The organism is Demequina sp. (assembly GCF_047975725.1).
In the GTDB taxonomy this organism is placed as follows: Bacteria; Actinomycetota; Actinomycetes; order Actinomycetales; family Demequinaceae; genus Demequina.
Genome location: NZ_JBKEED010000003.1, coordinates 12,635 through 32,376 on the forward strand (window position 1 = coordinate 12,635; position 19,742 = coordinate 32,376).

The following is a 19,742-nucleotide window of genomic DNA, read 5'->3' on the forward strand; positions in this document are numbered from 1 at the left end:
TTAGGCGGGGCGGAAGACCACCACGCCGAGCGGAGGTAGGCGCACCTGGGCGCTGAAGTCCCAGGAGCCAGCAGCACGCTTGGTCGCGACCACCTGGCCAAGGTTGCCCACGCCCGAGCCGCCGTAGGTCTCGGAATCCGTGTTGAGAACCTCGTCCCAGGCGCCCTCGGTGGGTAGCGCGAGGCGGTAACCCTCGTGCGGCACGCCAGCGAAGTTGATCGCCACCGCCACCGGCTCGCCCTGGCTGTCCCAGCGCAGGAACGTCAGCACGTTGCGAGCAGCATCGTCCGCGTCGATCCACGCGAAGCCCTGGGGGTCAGCGTCGCGCTCCCACAGGGCCGGCGTCGACACGTACAGCGCGTTGAGGTCGCGCACCATGTCCTTGAGGCCAGCGTGCAGGGTGTCGTCGAGGTGCCACCAGTCCAGCGAGCGGCCCTCGGACCACTCGGCCTCCTGGCCCAGTTCGCCGCCCATGAACAGCAGCTTCTTGCCGGGGTGCATCCACTGGTAGGCGAGCAAGGCACGCACGCCTGCGACGCGCTGCCAATGGTCGCCCGGCATGCGGGCCAAGAGCGAGCCCTTGCCGTGGACGACCTCGTCGTGACTCAGCGGCAGCATGAACTGCTCGGAGAAGGCGTACATCATCGAGAACGTCACGGTGTGGTGGTGGTGGGAGCGGTTGACCGGTGCCTCGCGCAGATAGCGCAGGGTGTCGTTCATCCAGCCCATGTTCCACTTGAGTCCAAACCCGAGCCCGCCCGCGTTCGTGGGAGCGGTGACGCCCGGCCACGCCGTCGACTCCTCGGCGATCATCACGATGCCGGGGCAGTTGCGGTAGGCGGTCGCGTTGGCTTCTTGCAAGAACGCGATGGCGTCAAGGTTCTCGCGGCCGCCATGCACGTTGGGTCGCCACTGACCGGCCTGGCGCGAGTAGTCCAGGTAGAGCATCGACGCGACGGCGTCCACGCGCAGGCCATCGGCGTGGAACTCCTTGAGCCAATAGATCGCGTTGGCTACCAGGAAGTTGCGCACCTCGCGGCGCCCAAAGTCGAAGATGAACGTGCCCCAGTCGGGCTGTTCGCCGCGCAGGGGGTCGGGGTGCTCGTACAGCGGCGTGCCGTCGAAGCGGCCCAGCGCCCACTCGTCCTTGGGGAAGTGACCAGGCACCCAGTCGAGGAGTACACCAATGCCGGCCTGGTGGAGCGTGTCGATCAGCAGGCGCAGGTCATCGGGCGTGCCAAAGCGCGAGGTCGGTGCGTAGTACGACGTCACCTGGTAGCCCCAGGAGCCGCCGAACGGGTGCTCCATCACGGGCATCAACTCGACGTGGGTGAAGCCCATCTCCTTGACGTAGTCGACAAGCTCCTTGGCCAAGTCGACGTAGGACAGCCCTTGGCGCCACGAGCCCAGGTGCACCTCGTAGACCGACATGGGGGAGCGGTGGGGCTCGGCGGACTCGCGCCGGGTCATCCATTCGATGTCGTTCCACTCGTAGCCGCTCTCCGTGACGACCGATGCGGTTTGCGGCGGCACCTCCGTGCGCCGAGCCATCGGGTCGGCCTTCTGCTTCCAGTGGCCGTCCTTGCCGAGGATCTCGTACTTGTAAGCGGCACCATCGCCGACGCCCGGAACGAACAGTTCCCACACGCCCGACGAGCCCAGCGAACGCATCGCGTGGGTCGCGCCCTGCCAGTGATTGAAGTCACCGACGACGCGCACGGCGCGTGCGTTGGGCGCCCACACCGCGAAGGCCGTGCCGGAGACATCTCCCAACACGGACGGGTAGCGGTGGACGTTGGCGCCCAGCACGTCCCAGAGCTTTTCGTGCCGACCCTCGCGGATCAGATGCAGATCCAGCTCGCCCAAGGTGGGCAGGAACCGGTACGGGTCGTCCTGGACGTGCGGGTCACCTTCGTAGGTCACGTGCACCCGGTAGTCCGGGGCGTCGCCGCCGGGCACCTCGAGACGCCATATCCCCGCGTGCTCATGCTCGGCCTCGAAGGTGCCGTCGAGCGTCTCGATGGACACTGCTGCGGCCGCGGGGCGCAGCACACGGATGGTCACAGAGCCGCCGTCAGCATGCGGGCCGAGGACCGCGTGGGGCTCGTGATGGGTGCCGGCGGCCACATCCGCCAACACGCTCAGGTCAAACTCCTTGAGTGCCACTGCTCACCGCCTATGAATCGGGCCTGATGGCACGCACACGGGAGGGCAAGCCCGCTCGTGCGCACCGCGAAAAGACGTATGCCCTGACCCTAGCGTGCCCACCCCGAGGACGGTCCACCACCTTGGTCCCTCGACCAGCGCATCGTCCCTGATGAGACAGGCCAATGCAGCGCGGGCGCGTCATAGTGCGCGCACCCCCGCCACGTGCGCCATGGTGACGTGGGGGTCGAAGCGCACGTAGAACTCGCGGCCCCAGGTGTAGGTCGCGTCGGTGAGGGCGTCGTCCACCACCAGGCGCGCGTCGTCGGCGAGCCCGATGGCTTCCATGTCGAGAGTGATGATCGCGTCATGGACCACGTGGGGGTTGAGGCTGACCGCGACAATGACGGTGTCGGCGCGGCCGGTCGGCGACTCTTCGGCCGGGACGTGGCGCGAGAAGCACAGGATGTGTTCGTTGGAACTGCGGTGGACCTTGAGGCCACGTAGACGTCGCAGAGCGACGTGGCGAGCGCGGGCGGCGTTGAGTCGCTCAAGGATGTCCTTGACGCCGTAGAGCTCGGTCTGGGACCAGTCGCGGGCCTTGAACTCGTACTTTTCGTTGTCGATGTGTTCCTCGACGCCCGGGCGGGGAACGTTCTCGACGAGCTCGTAGCCCGTGTAGATGCCGTAGGACGGCGACCCGGTCGCGGCGATCACCGCGCGCGCCTGGTGTAGGGCGGCGCCGCCTGCCTGCATGTCGGGCGTGAGGATGTCGTGCGTGGTGGGCCAGAAGTTGGGACGCATGTAGAAGCTCGACTCGCCAGCGAGTTCCTCGAGGTATTCGCCCATCTCCTCGGCGTTCTGGCGCCACGTGAAGTAGGTGTAGGACTGGTGAAAGCCGATGCGCGCAAGGGTGTGCATCATCGCCGGCCTGGTGAAGGCCTCCGACAAGAAGATGACGTCGGGGTGGGTGCGCGCGACGTCCGCGAGCAGGCGCTCCCAGAACGTCAGCGGCTTGGTGTGGGGGTTGTCGACACGGAACAGGGTCACGCCTGCGTCGATCCACACCTGGAGCATGTCCCGGATGGCGTGGTAGATGCCCTCCGGGTCGTTGTCGAAGTTCAGGGGGTAAATGTCCTGGTACTTCTTGGGCGGGTTCTCCGCGTAGGCGATGGTGCCGTCGGCGCGCTGCGTGAACCACTCGGGGTGCTCGGTGACCCAGGGGTGGTCGGGGGAGCACTGCAGCGCGATGTCGAGCGCGACCTCGAGGCCCTCTTCGCGAGCGTGTGCCACGAAGTTCTTGAACTGGCGCATGGTGCCCAGCTCAGGGTGGATGGCGTCGTGCCCTCCCTCGTCCGCGCCGATGGCGTAGGGACTGCCGGGGTCGCCCGGCTCGGCCTTGAGCGAGTTGTTGCGGCCCTTGCGGTGCGTCACACCGATGGGGTGGATCGGCGTGAGGTACACCACGTCGAAGCCCATGGCGGCGATCGCCGGCAGGCGCTTGGCTGCGGTGGTGAAGGTGCCCGTGCGCCATTCACCCGTCTTCTTATTGAAGCGTGCGCCCTCGGAGCGGGGGAAGATCTCGTACCAGGCGGACACGAGGGCCTTCTCGCGCTGGATCAGCAGCGGGTACTCGCGAGAGGGGCTCACCCATTCGCGCAGGGGACGTTCGGTCATCTCCTCGTGAACGGCCTCGCCGATCGCGGGGGCGAGCCGTGCCAGCGGCGCGAGGTCCACATTGCGCAGCGAGGCGATGGCCTGCTCCAGGAGCTCCTTGCGCGCGGCCTTGCGGCGTACCTCCTTGACCGCGCGGCTCAGTACCATCACGCCCTCGTCGAGCATGAGTTGGACGTCGACGCCGGCCTTGACCTTGACCTCGGCGGCGTGTGCCCACGTGGAATAGGGGTCCGACCACGCCTCGACGCGGAAGGTGTGAGGGCCCTCGACGCGGGGAATGTACGCGACCTCGTACAGGGAGTTGCCCCAGTCCTTGCACGGCATGGGCAACACGTCGTGCTTGCCATCAGGCCTGGTCACCACCACCGTGGCACCTTCGGAATCGTGGCCCTCGCGGAAGATGGTCGCCCAGATGGGCACCGCCTCTCCCACCACGGCACGGGCCGACCAACGGCCCTCTTCGAGCGATGGCCCCACGCCTACGACGGGGATGCGGCCGACGGACAGCTCACCAGGGAACGCCATGGGTTGAACTTACCCGGGATTACTCGCGTGCGGTGCCACCGGGCTGCCTTCTGGGGGCCGATGCGCGTGTCGGCTTAGGCGGTGGCGCGCCTCACGAGTTGGGCCGGGAGAGTGCGAGAAGCGACCTGCTGCCCGTCGACGATGCGGTCGAGGAGCTCGACCATTTGCTCGCTGATCTCGTCGAATGGCTGGCGCATGGTGGTCAGTGGAGGGTCCATCGTCTCTGCGAGGCCTGAGTCGTCGAACCCGACCACGGCGACGTCTTCTGGCACCGACTTGCCGCGCCTGCGCAACGCGAGGATGGCGCCGGCGGCCATGCGGTCCGAGGCGGCAAAGACGGCGTCAATGTCTGGGGCGCGGTCGAGGAGGCGGTCCATCGCCGCAGTTCCTGAGGCAGTCGAGTAGTCACCCTGGTCGATGAGCGACTCGTCGAGTCGGTTGCCGAGCTCCTCGCGGTAGCCGACGAGGCGGAACTTTCCGCCCGGCAGATCAGGGGGACCGGCGATCATCGCGATGCGCTGACGCCCGGTGTTGGCCAGATGCGCGATGGCCGCACGGGCGCCGCCGACTTCATCGACGGAGACGGTCACGACGTCGTGTCGTGGCTCGACGGGAAGGCCACACGCGACCGTGGGGATGCCTGCAGAGGTCAGCGCGTCGACCATGGGGTCGTCGCCGTGCGACGAGATCAGCAGGACGCCGTCAACGTGGCCCCCGCGCACGAATTGGGTGACGGTCTCTCGCTCCTCGTGGGTGCCCGCCATGAGCAAGACGAGCGTGCGGTGGCGCTTGGCAGCCGCCTCTGCAGCCCCGCGCAGCAAGATCGAAAACGTGGGGTCGTCGAAGAGCAGCTGGGTGGGCTCGGTCAGCAGGAACGCGATCGAATTGGCGCGGCCAGTCGCGAGGGATCGGGCGTGGTGGTTGGCGTAGTAGCCGGTTTCCTCGATGGCACGCTCGACGGCTTCGCGCGCACTAGGGGAGACCCAGTGACCCCCATTGATCACACGCGACACGGTGCCGCGCGACACTCCCGCCGCGGCGGCAACGTCGCGGATGGTCGGCTTGCGCCGTGCATTTGCTTCGGTGATCACGACTGCCAGCGTAGCCTTTGCGCCACCTCGGCAGGGCTCACCGGCACGCCGGACTGTGCCCGGTCACAGCGCGGGTGGTCTCCGGTGGGCCGCGGAGTCCGCCCTGGCGGGGGTAGGAGGCTCACGGAGTTGGACGCACGAACGGAAAGTAAACGGTTCCATTTTTGAGGCCGTTGTGCGCGACACGAGGTCCAGGCTATGCTGGCCAGAACGATGTAAACGTTTCCATTCACCCCCAAGGAGGAGGGTCACAGTTGGGTCACGATGTGCGCCGAGGGTTTGCAAAGCGGCCCGTCGGGGCGTAACACTGGGACCGGTCACAGTCCCCGAATCATGTGACGAGAAGTCGCGGCTCTCAGCGCCGCCTGATCCAATGGAGTGTCATGACGGCAGATGCCTGGCCCGCTCTCGACGGCATGGTCTACGGCGGGGATTACAACCCCGAGCAGTGGCCCCGCGAGGTGTGGGACGAGGACGTACGGCTTATGCGTGAAGCCGGCGTCAACTTGGTGTCCGTCGGAATCTTCTCCTGGGCCATGCTTGAGCCCAAGGAAGGCATGTACGATTTCGCCTGGCTCGACGACTTGCTCGACCTGCTGCACGCCAACGGCATCAGCGCTGACCTGGGTACGCCCTCGGTGTCGCCGCCGGCCTGGTTCTTCCACGCCTACCCCGACTCGCGGGTGACGCTCAAGGACGGCACCGTGATGGGCTTCGGCTCGCGCGGCATGGCCTCCCACGCCTCTACCGAGTACCGCGCCGCGATCGCCCGCATGGCGACCGAGCTGGCAAAGCGCTACGCGAGCCACCCGGCCGTCGTGCTGTGGCACGTCCACAACGAGTACGGCGTGCCGGTGGCCGAGGACTTTGGGCCGCGCGCTGTGGCCTCGTGGCGTCGCTGGCTCCAGGGCCGCTACGAGACCCTCGAGGGCCTCAACTACGCGTGGGGCACCGCGTTCTGGGGTCAGCGCTACGACGACTGGGAGCACGTGGTGGCCCCCGCCGCGACCCCGACCATCGCGAACCCGGCGATGAAGCTCGACTGGGCCCGCTTCACCGACGACCAGCTGCGCGAGTGCTTCCGAATTGAGCGCGATGTGCTCCGGGCGCACTCCTCGCAGCCCATCACCACCAACTTCATGGCGCACCAGTCCTGGAACGCGGACCTGTGGAAGTGGGGCCAGGAAGTTGACGTCGTCGCGGACGACCACTACCTGTGGGCTCCCGACGAGAACGCCCACGTGGGTCTCGCCCTGTCGGCAGACCTCACGCGTTCTGTCGCACACGGCAACCCCTGGATGCTGCTCGAGCACTCCACGTCGGCTGTGAACTGGCAGGGCCACAACGTCGCCAAGCGACCGGGGGAGATGCGCCGCAATGCGCTGACGCACGTCGGTCGTGGCGCAGACGCGATCATGTTCTTCCAGTGGCGCGCCTCGCGCTCTGGCGCGGAGAAGTTCCACTCGGCGATGATCCCTCACGCCGGCACGAACTCGCGGGTGTTCCGCGAGGTCACCGAGTTGGGTGCTCACCTCAAGGACATCGCCGAGGTCAAGGGCTCTCGCGTGGTCGCCGATGTGGCCGTGCTCTACGACTGGGAGTCGATGTGGGCACACGAGCTTGAGTGGCGTCCCTCCGACGACCTGCAGTTCCGTGAGCGCATGCGCGCCTACTACGAGCGCCTGTGGCGCGATGGCATCACCATCGACTTCGCGCACCCCGAGGCGGACCTGAGCCAGTACAAGCTCGTGGTGGCTCCCTCGTCCTACTTGCTCACGGAGCAGGCAGGACGCAACCTCACGGAGTACGTGGCCCAGGGCGGAACTCTGCTCGTGGGCTGCTTCTCCGGCATCGTCGACGAGAATGAGCGGGTCCACGAGGGTGGCTTCGGTGCGCCGCTCAAGGACGCCCTTGGCCTCACGATCGAGGAGTTCCTACCGCTGCGCGAGGGCCGCACGCAGACCGTTGAGTTCGATGGCGAGCACCTCACGGCGGATGTGTGGGCTGAGGACATCGCTCTTGCCGGTGCCAAGGTGTGCGGCACCTTTGTCGACGGCCCCGGAGCGGGCAAGCCCGCGATCACGCGCCACGTCCACGGCCAGGGGGCGGGCTGGTACATCGGCACGCGGCTGTCGGTGGGCGAACTCTCCGCCGTCATGTCCGGCGTCTACGCCGATGCGGGGGTGAGCCCCTCGGGGCACCCCGAGACCCTTGAGGTGCTCACGCGCCACGGGGACGAACACGACTTCGTCATCGTCGTCAACCACGACGACGCTGATGCAGAGCTGGAGATCACGGGTACCGATCTGTTGACGGGTACTGAGATCGAAGGAACGCTCGAACTGGCGGGAGGCGACGTTGCCGTCGTGCGCACCGCTCAGGCTCGGCAGGCAGGGTATCGAAGTTGATCACCTGTCAGGCGGTTTGGCCGTCAATGCAACGAAACCATCACAACCCGACGCAAGACCTTTTTGCCGCCTAGGCTGAAAGGACCACTCGGTCGCAACGCCGCGATCTCATCTGAGACGCGTGGGGTGACCACCTCTCTGGAAGGAAGAGAAGATGCGCAAGCAGATTGGTATGGGGGCCGCCTTGGTGGCGACCGCCGCGCTCCTCGCCGCGTGCAGCAGCGACCCGGAGCCCGCTGAGACGAACACCAACACGGCTACCCCCGAGCAGACCACCGAGGCTCCCTCGGGTGAGGGCCAGACCCTGACCATTTGGACCGACGCTGAGCGCGAGGGCGCTCTCGCTGCGGCGGCTGAGCAGTTCGAGGCCGACACCGGCGCGACCGTCGAGCTCGTTCAGAAGAACTTCGAGGACCTGCGCAACGACTTCGTGGCTCAGGTTCCCACGGGCGAGGGCCCCGACATCACGGTCGGCGCCCACGACTGGCTGGGTGCGCTCATCGAGGCCGGCGTGGTTGATTCGGTCGACCTGGGCGATGTCGCTGACGACTTCGAGCAGGTTGCGGTGGACGCGTTCACCTACGACGGCCAGCTCTACGGCCTGCCCTACTCGACCGAGGCGATCGCCCTCATCCAGAACGTGGACCTCGTCGGCGACGTGGCCCCCACCTCCTGGGAAGAGATGATCCAGATGTCGGTTGACGCTGGCTTCGAGGACCGTCCGTTCCTGCTGTACACGAACGGCACCGGCGGCGACGGCTACAGCGCCTACCCGCTGCAGACCTCGTTCGGCGCCCCCGTGTTCGTCCAGGACGAGACCGGTTCGTACACCAGCGAGGTCGGCATGGGCGGCGAGGCTGGCGAGGCCTTCGCGCAGTTCCTTTACGACAACGGTCAGGCCGGCACCGGCTACTTCAGCGACACCATCGACTACGACACCTCGAACGAGCTGTTCGCGTCGGGTGAGGTGCCCTTCATCCTGCAGGGTCCCTGGATGCCGTTCTTCGACAGCGGTGACATGAACCTCATGGTGTCGCCGATGGTCTCGGCCGGTGGCGAAGAGGCTGCTCCGTTCGTGGGTGTGCAGGGCTTCTACGTGAGCTCGCAGTCCGAGAACGCTCTGCTGGCCCAGGACTTCCTGGTCAACTACATGGCTACCGAGGACGCTCAGCGCATCCTGTACGAAGCCGACCCCCGTGTTCCCGCCCTGACCTCGCTTGCCGAGGAGGTCTCCAGCGACCCGATCACCGCCGGCTTCGTTGCCTCTGCTTCGCAGGGTGTGCCCATGCCGTCGATCCCCGAGATGGGCAACGTGTGGGACCTGTGGAACGCCGCTGAGATCCAGATCATCACCGGTGTGACCGACGACCCCGTCGGTACCTGGAACGAGATGGTCGCCGCACTTGAGGCGAGCATCGGCGGCTAAGACCGCCTACGAACCGACTGCGGGGGCGAGCACTCGCCCCCGCAGTCGGTAAGTCCCCTTCACCTTTGAGTTACACCACATGACCGCGGGACAGGAGAACTGATGTCGGTCGACACGGGTACCACGCAAGGCGCACTGAAGCCCAACGAGTCCCACGCGCGCCAATGGCGCGGTTTCGGCGTGGGCTTCGTTGTGAAGCTCATCCTGATGGGCCTGGTCAATGCGCTCGGCGTCTCCATCATCCTGTCGGCCTGGAACGTCGAGGCCTGGGGCGTCCTCGCTGCCTCGACGGCCCTGCTCGTCGTTGCTGACATCATCTACTTCACGCGGCGCATGCTGCCGCTGAAGTACATCTACCCCGGACTGGTCTTCCTGCTGGTCTTCCAGATCTTCACCCTGGGTTACACGGCCTATGTGGCCTTCACGAATTACGGCACCGGCCACGCGGGCTCCATGCAGCAGGCCGTCGATGCCGCCCTGATTCAGGACGAACGTCGTGTTGAGGACTTGCCGTCGTACCCCCTCGCCATTGTCGACAACGGCAGCGAGATCGGCTTCGCCGTGACCGACGCCGACGGCATCGTGCAGGTGGGCACCGCGGAGGAGCCGCTCGCCCCTGTCGATGGTGCCACTGTCGATGAGGACACCCGTCCCACCGAGGTGCCCGGCTGGGAGATCGTGCCTCGGTCCGAACTGTTCGCCGACCCTGACCTCCAGGAGGCAGTGACCGAGCTGCGCGTGCCTGTCTCGGACGATGCGGAGGATGGCTCGCTGCGCACCCGCGACGGCTCGAGCGCCGCTGTCTACGGTTCCTCGCTCGAATGGGACCCCGAGACCGCGACGCTGACTAACACCGAGACCGGCGTGGTCTACCACGCGACTGAGACGGGCAACTTCGTGGCCGACGATGGCACGCGCCTGCCCACCGGCTGGGTGGTGACTGTCGGCTTCGACAACTTCGTGCGTGCGGTGACGGACTCGACGCTCGCCCAGCCTCTGCTCAAGGTGACGGCGTGGACCTTTGCCTTTGCGATCCTGACGGTGCTCACGAGCTTTGGACTCGGACTCCTGTTCGCGATCATCTACAACGACCCGCGAATCCGCGCGCGCCGCACCCTGCGCACGTTGTTCATCCTGCCGTATGCCTTCCCAGCGTTCATGTCCGCGCTGCTGTGGCAGGGCATGCTGAACCGCGAGTTCGGCATCATCAACGACTGGTTCTTCTTTGGTGCGGACATCAACTGGCTGGGTGACCCGTTCCTGGCGAAGGTCGCGATCCTGTGGGTGAATCTGTGGCTGAGTTATCCGTATTGGTTCCTGGTGTGCACCGGCGCGCTGCAGTCGCTGCCCGGCGAGACCATGGAGGCCGCGCGCATTGACGGCGCGGGCCGCTGGCGCCAGTTCCGGTCCATCACCTTGCCGTTGCTGATGATCTCGACCGCGCCGCTTGCCATTGCGTCGTTTGCCTTCAACTTCAACAACTTCACGATCATCTACATGCTGACGGAGGGTGGGCCGCCGTTCGCGGGCACCAGTGGGCTGGGATCGACGGACATCCTCATCTCCGCGATCTACAACATCTCCGGTGTCTCCGGCGGTGCGGCCGACTATGGCCTCGCCTCCGCGCTGTCCATCGTCGTGTTCGTCGTGGTCGGAGTGATCTCCGCGATCGCCTTCCGCCAGACCCGCAAGCTTGAGGAGATCTAGCCATGGCCACGCAGAGCATCAGGATTCACCGCAAGGCTCCCACCCGCCGTTCGCGCTGGTGGGGCGAGGTGGGGTGGAAGTACCCCGTCGCCGCCGTGATCATCTTCTACTCGGTCTTCCCGCTCGTGTACGTGCTGTCCTCGTCGCTGTCGAGCGCGGGCACGCTGTCGAGCACCACGTCGCTGTTCAGCAACATGTCGCTGTCGAACTACGCCGCGCTGGGTGACACGTCCTACTGGACCTGGGTGGGCAACACGCTGATCGTGGGCCTCGCGTCGTCGTTCGGTGCGGTGCTCATGGGTGCTGCCGCCGCGTACGCATTCTCGCGATTCCGCTTCAAGGGCCGCAGGCCCGGCCTCACCACGCTGCTCATCATCCAGATGTTCCCGCAGACCGTGGCGTTCATCTCGGTCTTCCTGCTGCTGACCGCGCTCGGCAACGTGGCGCCCGCGCTGGGCATCAACTCGAAGATTGCCCTCATCTGCGTGTACCTGGGCGGTGCGCTGGGTGCGAATACGTTCCTCATGTACGGCTTCTTCAACTCGATTCCCGTGGAGATCGACGAGGCCGCCAAGATTGACGGTGCCACGCACTCGCAGATCTACTGGCGCCTGATCATGCCGCTGGTCACCCCGATCCTCGCGGTCGTGGGCCTGCTCGCGTTCATCTCGGCCTTTGGTGACTTCATCCTCGCCAGGATCGTGCTGGTCTCTCAGGACCAGTGGACGCTGGCAGTGGGCATGTACCAGTGGGTGTCGAACCAACTCAGCGCCAATTGGGGCCTGTTCTCGGCCGGCGCCGTGATCGCCTCGATCCCCGTGCTCATCCTGTTCCTGTCGCTCCAGAAGTACATCGTGGGCGGCCTGTCGGCCGGTTCGGTCAAGGGTTAGCGGGAGCGCGTAGTCCCATGCAACGTCAACGTCGACGGATTCCTGCGATCGCTCTCCTGGGAGCGGTCACAGCGGCGAGCCTCGTCGCCTGCACCGCCGACGAGCCCGATGGCCCGTACGAGGCGCAGGTGGTCGTCGACGCGGTCGAGGGCCTCGCAGAGGACTTCCAACTCGGCGTCGACGTGTCCTCGGTTCTCGCGCTCGAGGACTCGGGCGTGGTGTTCCGCGACGAGCAGGGTGATCCCGGCGACCTCTTCGAGATCCTGGCCGACTCGGGCGTCACCGACGTGCGCGTGCGCGTGTGGAACGACCCCTACGACGCGGAGGGCAACGGCTACGGCGGCGGCACTGTCGATGTCGAGCGGGCCATCGAGATCGGCCAGCGCGCGACCCAGGCGGGCATGGGCGTGCTGGTTGACTTCCACTACTCGGACTTTTGGGCTGACCCAGCCAAGCAGCAAGCCCCCAAGGCGTGGGAAGGCCTGTCGGACGACGAGCGAGCAACGGCGGCGGGAGACTTTACCGCAGACGCACTGACGGCCTTCAAGGAGGCCGAGGTTGATGTCATTGGCGTCCAGGTGGGCAACGAGACCAACAACGGCGTGGCCGGGATGACGGCGTGGCCGTCGATGGCGGCGCTGTTCTCAGCCGGCGCATCGGCCGTGCGGGAGGTGTTCCCCGAGGCCTACGTTGCTGTGCACTTCACCAACCCTGAGAGCGAAGGGGCCTACGACCGCTTTGCCTCGATCCTCGACAACTTCGAGGTGGACTACGACGTGTTCGCGAGCTCGTACTACCCGTTTTGGCACGGCACGCTCGACAACCTCACCGCCGTGCTCAGCGACATCGCGACCACCTATGACAAGCAGGTCATGGTGGCGGAAACCTCGTGGGCGTTCACGCTCGATGACCTGGACGGCTCCTCGAACGTCATCGATGAGGCCGCTGAGGCCACCGCCTATCCGGTCAGCGCGCAGGGTCAGGCCACGGCGTTCCGTGATGTCGTCCAGGCCGTTGCGGATGTGGGCGAGGCTGGGGTCGGGGTCTACTACTGGGAGCCCGCGTGGCTCCCCGTGGGGCCCGCGAGCGCACTCGACGCCAACACCGCGCTGTGGGAGCGAGACGGGTCCGGCTGGGCGACGAGCTTCGCAGGCCAGTACGACCCCGAGGACGCGGGCCAGTACTGGGGCGGCTCGGGGTGGGACAACCAGGCGCTGTTCGACGAAACGGGGCAGCCGTTGGCCTCCCTGAGGATGTTTGAGTACGTGCGCCACGGCGCGACCGCGCCGCTCGCCGTCTCCCAGATCATCTCGCCCACCATCGACGTCCAGGTGGGGGAGCAGATCGTGCTACCCGACACGGTCGAGGTGGTCTACAACGACGGCTCGAGCAAGCACGTGCCCGTGACGTGGGATGAGCTGGCGATGCCCGACAGCGACCAACCGGGAACCTACGAAGTGACCGGCGGTGCCCAAGAAGGTGCAGTGGGAGCCGTGGTGACGGTGCGAGAGGCAAACGACCTGGTCGCGGGCGGTTTTGAGGAAGGCGACCTGAGCGCGTGGGTGTTGGAGTCAGATGCCTCGACGTTCGCGGTCGTCGACGACAACCCGCAGGCGGCGCGCGACGCTCACGTGCTGAACTTCTGGTCGGATTCCGACTTCACGTTCACCGCATCCCAAGCCGTCGAGGGGCTCGAGCCCGGGCGGTATGTCGCGCGCGCGGACGCCCACGGTGAGGACTTTGGTGGGAACGGCTACGAGCTTGAGCTCGTTGTCTCGACCTCGGAAGGTCAGTGGCAGGCACCGCTCGAACTGAACGGATGGCAAGCCTGGTTCACGGCAGTAGTAGCCGATGCGCAAGTCGGCTCTGATGGCAAGGCGACAGTCACAGTCGTGGGCACCATGGGTGCCGAGGACTGGGGCTTCATTGATGAGGTAGTGCTCACGCCGAGTGAGCGCGAATAGAGATAGCAATCGTGGGGCGACGGCCCCGCACCATCGGGGCACCCGGGCGCCGATCAACGAGGATCGAAGGGAACAACGCATGATCATGCGACGCAAACTGGGAGCGGTCACAGCCGCGAGCGCCTTGGGCGCGCTCGCCGCCGGCACGCTCGCCACGAGTGCCTATGCGGCCGACGACGGGCCGGTCGAGGCCGGCATCACCGTCGAGAAGGTCGAAGGCCTCACGGATGACTTCATCATGGGAGCCGATGTCAGCTCGGTGCTGGCGCTCGAGGAATCTGGCGTGGTATTCCGTGACGAGTCAGGCGAACCCGCAGATCTGTTCGAGGTCATTGCCGACCACGGCGTCAACTGGGTGCGTCTGCGGGTGTGGAACGACCCCTACAACTCCGACACCGGCGAGGGCTACGGCGGCGGCACGGTCGACGTCGAGCGCGCGGGAATCATGGCCAAGCGGGCGACCGACGCCGGCCTTGACGTCCTCATCGACTTTCACTATTCGGACTTCTGGGCCCACCCGGGCCAGCAGTCCTCGCCCAAGGCGTGGGAGGGTATGGACGTCGCCACCCGTGCGCAGGCGCTGAGCGACTTCACCGTCGACGCTCTCACGGAGATCACGGCCACCGGCGCCGACATCGACATGGTGCAGATCGGCAACGAGACCAACTCTGGCCAGATTGCGGGCGAGTCCGGCTGGGCCAACACGGGTCCGTTGTTCAAGGCAGGCGCCGATGCGGTGGCTGAGGTGCTGCCCGAGGCCAAGATCGCCGTGCACTGGGCCAACCCCAATAGCCAGAACTTTGTCGGTGCCGCTCAGCAGTTGGAGGATGCGGGTGTCGACTACGACGTCTTCTCCAGTTCCTACTACCCGTTCTGGCACGGCACGCTGAGCAACCTCACGTCCAAGCTCTCGGCCGTGGCCGACGGCTTTGACAAGGAGGTCATGGTGGCCGAGACCTCGTGGGCCTACACCCTCGAGGACGGCGACGGACACGAGAACACTGTTCGCGTGGGCGCCAACGACACCGGACAGCCGTACGCCTTCTCCGAGCAGGGGCAGGCGAACGAGGTGCGCGACGTCATCCAGGCCGTGGCCGACGTGGGCGACGCGGGCATCGGCGTCTTCTACTGGGAGCCCGCATGGCTGCCCGTGGGCGAGCCCGGTGACGCGGGCAACGAGGCCAAGTGGGAGAACGATGGATCCGGCTGGGCCGCCTCTCACGCGGGCGAGTACGACGCGAACGCCGCCGCTTGGTACGGCGGTAGCGCCGTCGACAACCAGGCGCTGTTCGACTTCGACGGCAACCCTCTCGAGTCGCTGCACGTGTTCGAGTACGTGCGCACAGGCTCCGTCGCTCCGCTCGAGATGACGGGCGTCGAAAGCCCCTCGGTGACCTTTGCCGATGGCGACACGATCGCGTTGCCGACCACGGTGACCGTGACCTACAACGACTCCTCGACTGAGGAGCAGCCGGTGACGTGGGACTCCGCGGCCGACTACATCAGCGGCCCCGGCACCTACGTGATCGACGGCACCACCGAGGCTGGCTACGCCACCACGGTGACCGTGACCGTCGAGCCCGCCAATTTGCTCGTCAACGGCGACTTCGAGACCGGCGACGACACCGGCTGGAGCATCGGTGCCGACACCTGGCCCAGCGAATGGTGGGTGCGCACCAGCGCCAACGACGTCCACGGCTCGTGGGCACTCGGTGCCTGGCAGGGCAACGCCGCCGAGAGCAGCCTGTCCGCCTCGCAGACCGTGACCGGGCTCGAGCCCGGCACCTACACGCTGCAGGCCAGCGGTCACGGCAACGCCGACGGCAGCAACGCGCTCAGCGTGAACCTGGTCGCCTCGGACGGCACCGATGAGTGGACGGCTGCATTGCCTTTCGCAGGTTGGGCCAATTGGCAGACGCCGGTCATTGACGACATCACGATCGCGGAAGGCGAAACCCTCACGGTGGGCATGACTGGCGCCGTGGGTGAGAAATCGTGGTTCTGGCTCGACGACTTTGTGCTCACGCACACCGTCGACGCTGCAGACACGACCGCTCTGGAGGCGCTCGTCGACCGCGGCGAAGGCATCGACCGGGACGTCTACACCGAGGACTCCCTCGCAGTGCTCGACGCGGCGCTCAGGCGTGCGGAGGTCGTTCTGGCAGCATCGGCGCCCACCGAAGAGGCCGTCGCGGGCGCAGAAGAGGCGCTCACCGCAGCCCTCGCTGGGCTTGAGGTCGACGGCGAGATCCCGGCTCCGACCGTGGTGCCCGTGACTCTGACCGTGGAGGAAGGCGACGCGATTGAGTTGCCTGCCACCGTTCAGCTCAAGGCGTTCGACGGCACCATCACGACCGAGGCTGTGACCTGGTCTGGGGCACAGGACGCGATCCAGAGCGCAGGCACGTTCACCGTGACGGGTGTCACCGCATCCGGCTACGACGCGGTCGCGACGGTGACCGTGACGCCTCGCAACTGGCTGACCAACGGCTCGTTCGAGGACGAGACCTCCGACCCCTGGGTCTTCGAGACGACGGGCTCCGAGGAGGGCAACTTCATCGGTGCTACGGGGGATGCCTCTGACGGCGACAAGGCGCTCGTGTGGTTCGACGACGCTGAATTCACGATCGACCTGTCGCAGACCGTGACGGGCTTGCCGGCGGGCACCTACGAGTTGACAGCGACGGGTCAGGGCACGGCCGCATCGTCCGACCCGACCATCTCGTCGGACTCGATTGGCATTGTGCTGGCGGGCGAGTCGGACACTGACACCTCCTACCTGAGCCTCAAGGGCTGGCACGGCAACGCCGGTGCGGGCTTTGTAACGGGCACGGCGGGCCCCATCTCCGTGGCCGAGGGTGAGACCATCACCGTGGGCGCGCAGATGGAGCTGCTGGCAGGTTCGTGGGGCACGCTCGACGACTTCCGCCTGGTGCGCGTCGCCGACGCTGACCTCGTGTGGACGGCTCTCGACGACGCCCTGGCCGCAGCCGAGGGCGTCGATCGCGACGCATTCACCGCCGAGTCTCTCGCGGCGCTCGACCTTGCGGTCGAGCGGGGCGAGATCGTCAAGGCCTCGGTGGCGACCCAGTCTCAGGTCGACGCCGCAGCGGCCGCCATCACGGATGCGATCGACGCGCTGGTCGCGCTCGATGGCGGTGACGGTGGTGACGGCGACGGTGGCGACGGCGACGGCGACGGTGACGGTTCCGGTGACGGCGACGGCTCTGGCGACGGCGACGGCTCCTCTGCGGACGTCACCATGACGGTCAGCGACTCCACCGTGCGTCCCGGCGACCTGGTGACCGTGAAGGTGGCAGGTGTCGAGGGCAACACCGTCGAGATCGGCATCCGCAGCGTGTACCAGCAGCTCGCGGTGGTGCCCGTGGTCGACGGCGTCGCGACGGCGACGGTGACGATTCCGGCCGACACCGAGGTGGGTACGCATCACCTCGTGGCGCTCGACGCCGACGATGAGGTGCTCGCTGAGGCGGAGATCACCGTGCTGGCGGCAGACGGTGACGATCTGGCCACCACTGGCGCTGACGTTGCGGCACCGCTGTTCATCGCAATCGCGTTGCTCACCCTCGGCGGCGCCCTGGCGCTGGGCTCGAGGCAGCGCAACCACCTCGCCTAAGTGATGGTGCGGTGCGGCACCTGGCCTGCACAGGTGTCGCACCGCGCTCAGGCGAACAGACAGACGTCGGCGGGCCAGCGCATCGGCCCGCCGACGTCGTCATGTCACGCGGGGGTCAACTCAAGTACAGCTGGATGGAGGTGGGCTCGATCGCGGTGGTCTCGCCCGGGCGCAGCACTTCTTCCTCGACGCCCGCGGGGGTCTCCCACGAGGAGTCCCACACCAGGCGCCACGGCGCCCCGTCGTCCGTAGGCAAGGACAGCTCGACCTCGGTGCGAGAACCGTTGATGACCATCAGCGCATCGGCCTCGGCTTCGCCCAGCGAGCGCATGAACTGCACGACCCTCGTGCCGGGATCCTCCCACCAGTCCTCTGTCTCGGGCGCGCCAGAGGCCGTGAACCACGCGGAGTCCGCGCGGGGGTTGCCGTCGCGCAGGTCGTGGTCGCGACCGTCATAGAACTCGCTCGGACGCAGCACCCTGTGCTCGCGGCGCAGGTGCACCAGGTGCGCGACCGTCGCACGCAGCTGGTCCTTCCATTCGGCCTGGGACCAGTCGACCCAACCAATCTCGTTGTCCTGGCAGTAGGCGTTGTTGTTGCCGCCCTGGGAGTTGCCGTACTCGTCGCCTGACAGCAGCATGGGCGTTCCCGCGGCCAGCAGCGTGGTGCCCAACAGGTTGCGGATCGAGCGCCGACGCAGCGCCAGGATCTCGGGCTCGTCCGTCATGCCCTCGTAGCCGTGGTTCCACGACCGGTTGTTGTCAGTGCCGTCGCGGTTGTCCTCGCCGTTGGCCTCGTTGTGCTTGCCGTTGTAGGCGGTGAGGTCGTAGGCGGTGAAGCCGTCGTGGGCCGTGACGAAGTTGACCGATGCGACTGGCCCGCGTACCAGTGGCGGCTCGGTGTGCCCGAACAGGTCGCTCGAGCCTGCCAAGCGGGTGGCGAGCTCTGGCGCCGTGGGGTGGTGGCGTCCGCCACGGGCGGTGTCGGTGAGCCAGAAGGACCGGATACGGTCGCGAAAGCGGTCGTTCCATTCGGCCATCGGAGCAGGGAAGTTGCCCACCTGCCAGCCGCCCATGCCCACATCCCACGGCTCCGCGATGAGCTTCACGCCGCCGAGCATGGGGTCCATGGTGATGCCCACGAAGAAGGGGTGGCGGGTGGAGAAGCCGTGGCCGGTGCGGCCAAGCGTGACGGCCAAGTCAAAGCGGAAGCCGTCGACGCCCACCTCCTCGGTCCAGTACCGCAGCGAGTCCATCGCGAGCTGGACCACGCGGGGGTGCGCGAAGTCCAGGGTGTTGCCCGTGCCGGTGGTGTCGTCGTAGTGCCCGGGGGAGTTGGCCTGGTGTCGGTAGTAGGAGCGGTTGTCGAGGCCGCGGAAGTTCAGCACCCTGTCGCCCCATCCGGCCTCCGCCGTGTGGTTGTAGACCACGTCGAGGATGACCTCGAGCCCCGCCTGGTGCAGCAGGTCGACCATGCCCACGAACTCGTCGAGCACGCCCTGGGCGCCCTTGTCGCGCGCCGCCTGCGTCGCGTAGGGCGCGTGGGGAGCGAAGAACCCCATGGTCGAGTAGCCCCAGTAATTCGAGAGCCCGCCGTGGTCGAGGTGCGGCTCCGAGGCGAACGCGTGCACGGGCAGCAGTTCGATCGTCGTCACGCCCAGGCTGGTGAGGTACTCGATCGCTGCGGGGTGGGCGAGCCCGGCGTAGGTACCGCGTAGCTCGGGCGGCACGCCCTCCATCTGTTGGGTAAAGCCCTTGACGTGCATCTCGTAGATGACGGTGTCTTCCCACGGGATGCGCGGGTGGGGGGTCTGCCACGAGCCGCCGGGCTCGGCGGTGACCACCGAGCGCGGCATCATCGGCGCCGTGTCGGTGCCGTCGCGGTTGGACAGCAGCGACTGTGCGCCGGGTGCGTTCATCGGTGTGACGTCGCCCTCGATGCCGCGCGTGTATGGGTCCATGAGCAGCTTGGCGGGGTTGTAGCGGTGGCCCTTCTTGGGCTGCCACGGCCCGGAGGCACGGAAGCCGTACTTCTGTCCCTCCTGGATGCCCGGAACGAACGCGTGCCACACGCCGGCCTTGGGCCCGATCAGCGGGACGCGGGTCTCGACGTCGTCGGCGTCGAACAGACACAGGTCGACTGCCGTGGCATGGCCCGCGTAGACGCCCACGACGGCGCCTCCATCGACAAGGTGGACTCCCAGTCGGTGAGGAGTGGGAGAGGGGGTAACTCCATCCATCGGCATTCTCCTATTGTGCCCGGCGTGTGTGTG

10 protein-coding genes are annotated in these 19,742 nt (G+C 66.9%); 6 read left to right on the forward strand and 4 right to left on the reverse strand.

Going from position 1 to position 19,742, the window contains the following annotated elements:
* The 3 genes from glgB to ACK5NO_RS00265 form a co-directional block, all read right to left on the reverse strand.
* Positions 1 to 2,166 carry a 1,4-alpha-glucan branching protein GlgB gene (glgB, locus tag ACK5NO_RS00255; protein WP_416810654.1) on the reverse strand — a complete coding sequence of 722 codons (2,166 nt, stop codon included), beginning with the start codon at positions 2,164 to 2,166 and terminating at the stop codon, positions 1 to 3.
* A 180-nt stretch (positions 2,167 to 2,346) separates the two neighbouring features.
* Positions 2,347 to 4,347 carry an alpha-1,4-glucan--maltose-1-phosphate maltosyltransferase gene (locus ACK5NO_RS00260; protein WP_416810655.1) on the reverse strand — a complete coding sequence of 667 codons (2,001 nt, stop codon included), beginning with the start codon at positions 4,345 to 4,347 and terminating at the stop codon, positions 2,347 to 2,349.
* Between the two features lie 74 nt (positions 4,348 to 4,421).
* Positions 4,422 to 5,435 carry a LacI family DNA-binding transcriptional regulator gene (locus tag ACK5NO_RS00265; RefSeq protein WP_416810740.1) on the reverse strand — a complete coding sequence of 338 codons (1,014 nt, stop codon included), beginning with the start codon at positions 5,433 to 5,435 and terminating at the stop codon, positions 4,422 to 4,424.
* A 386-nt stretch (positions 5,436 to 5,821) separates the two neighbouring features.
* Here ACK5NO_RS00265 and ACK5NO_RS00270 point away from each other — a divergent pair, with 386 nt between their 5' ends.
* The 6 genes from ACK5NO_RS00270 (at position 5,822) to ACK5NO_RS00295 (ending at position 17,470) form a co-directional block, all read left to right on the forward strand.
* Positions 5,822 to 7,846 (forward strand): beta-galactosidase, encoded by a 2,025-nt coding sequence (locus tag ACK5NO_RS00270; protein WP_416810656.1) that lies wholly within the window; start codon positions 5,822 to 5,824, stop codon positions 7,844 to 7,846.
* 154 nt (positions 7,847 to 8,000) lie between these two features.
* Entirely contained in the window at positions 8,001 to 9,272 is a 1,272-nt protein-coding gene (locus ACK5NO_RS00275) for a sugar ABC transporter substrate-binding protein (protein WP_416810657.1), read from the forward strand.
* Between the two features lie 102 nt (positions 9,273 to 9,374).
* On the forward strand, positions 9,375 to 10,979 hold the full coding sequence (locus ACK5NO_RS00280; RefSeq protein ID WP_416810658.1) for an ABC transporter permease subunit: 1,605 nt from the start codon (positions 9,375 to 9,377) through the stop codon (positions 10,977 to 10,979).
* A 2-nt stretch (positions 10,980 to 10,981) separates the two neighbouring features.
* A complete protein-coding gene (locus ACK5NO_RS00285) occupies positions 10,982 to 11,869 on the forward strand; it encodes a sugar ABC transporter permease (protein WP_416810659.1) in 888 nt (295 codons plus the stop codon).
* Between the two features lie 17 nt (positions 11,870 to 11,886).
* Entirely contained in the window at positions 11,887 to 13,833 is a 1,947-nt protein-coding gene (locus ACK5NO_RS00290) for a glycosyl hydrolase 53 family protein (RefSeq protein WP_416810660.1), read from the forward strand.
* A 79-nt stretch (positions 13,834 to 13,912) separates the two neighbouring features.
* On the forward strand, positions 13,913 to 17,470 hold the full coding sequence (locus ACK5NO_RS00295; protein WP_416810661.1) for a glycosyl hydrolase 53 family protein: 3,558 nt from the start codon (positions 13,913 to 13,915) through the stop codon (positions 17,468 to 17,470).
* 115 nt (positions 17,471 to 17,585) lie between these two features.
* Here the strand turns inward: ACK5NO_RS00295 and glgX are convergent, their stop codons facing one another.
* A complete protein-coding gene (gene glgX / locus ACK5NO_RS00300) occupies positions 17,586 to 19,709 on the reverse strand; it encodes a glycogen debranching protein GlgX (RefSeq protein WP_416810662.1) in 2,124 nt (707 codons plus the stop codon).
* Positions 19,710 to 19,742: the final 33 nt, after the last annotated feature.

Bases quoted from the DNA above. Each gene is read 5' to 3' on its own strand.
- ACK5NO_RS00260 (WP_416810655.1), bottom strand. From the start codon at position 4,347: ATGGCGTTCCCTGGTGAGCTGTCCGTCGGCCGCATCCCCGTCGTAGGC.
- ACK5NO_RS00270 (WP_416810656.1), top strand. From the start codon at position 5,822: ATGACGGCAGATGCCTGGCCCGCTCTCGACGGCATGGTCTACGGCGGG.
- ACK5NO_RS00275 (WP_416810657.1), top strand. From the start codon at position 8,001: ATGCGCAAGCAGATTGGTATGGGGGCCGCCTTGGTGGCGACCGCCGCG.
- ACK5NO_RS00280 (WP_416810658.1), top strand. From the start codon at position 9,375: ATGTCGGTCGACACGGGTACCACGCAAGGCGCACTGAAGCCCAACGAG.
- ACK5NO_RS00285 (WP_416810659.1), top strand. From the start codon at position 10,982: ATGGCCACGCAGAGCATCAGGATTCACCGCAAGGCTCCCACCCGCCGT.
- ACK5NO_RS00290 (WP_416810660.1), top strand. From the start codon at position 11,887: ATGCAACGTCAACGTCGACGGATTCCTGCGATCGCTCTCCTGGGAGCG.
- ACK5NO_RS00295 (WP_416810661.1), top strand. From the start codon at position 13,913: ATGATCATGCGACGCAAACTGGGAGCGGTCACAGCCGCGAGCGCCTTG.
- glgX (WP_416810662.1), bottom strand. From the start codon at position 19,709: ATGGATGGAGTTACCCCCTCTCCCACTCCTCACCGACTGGGAGTCCAC.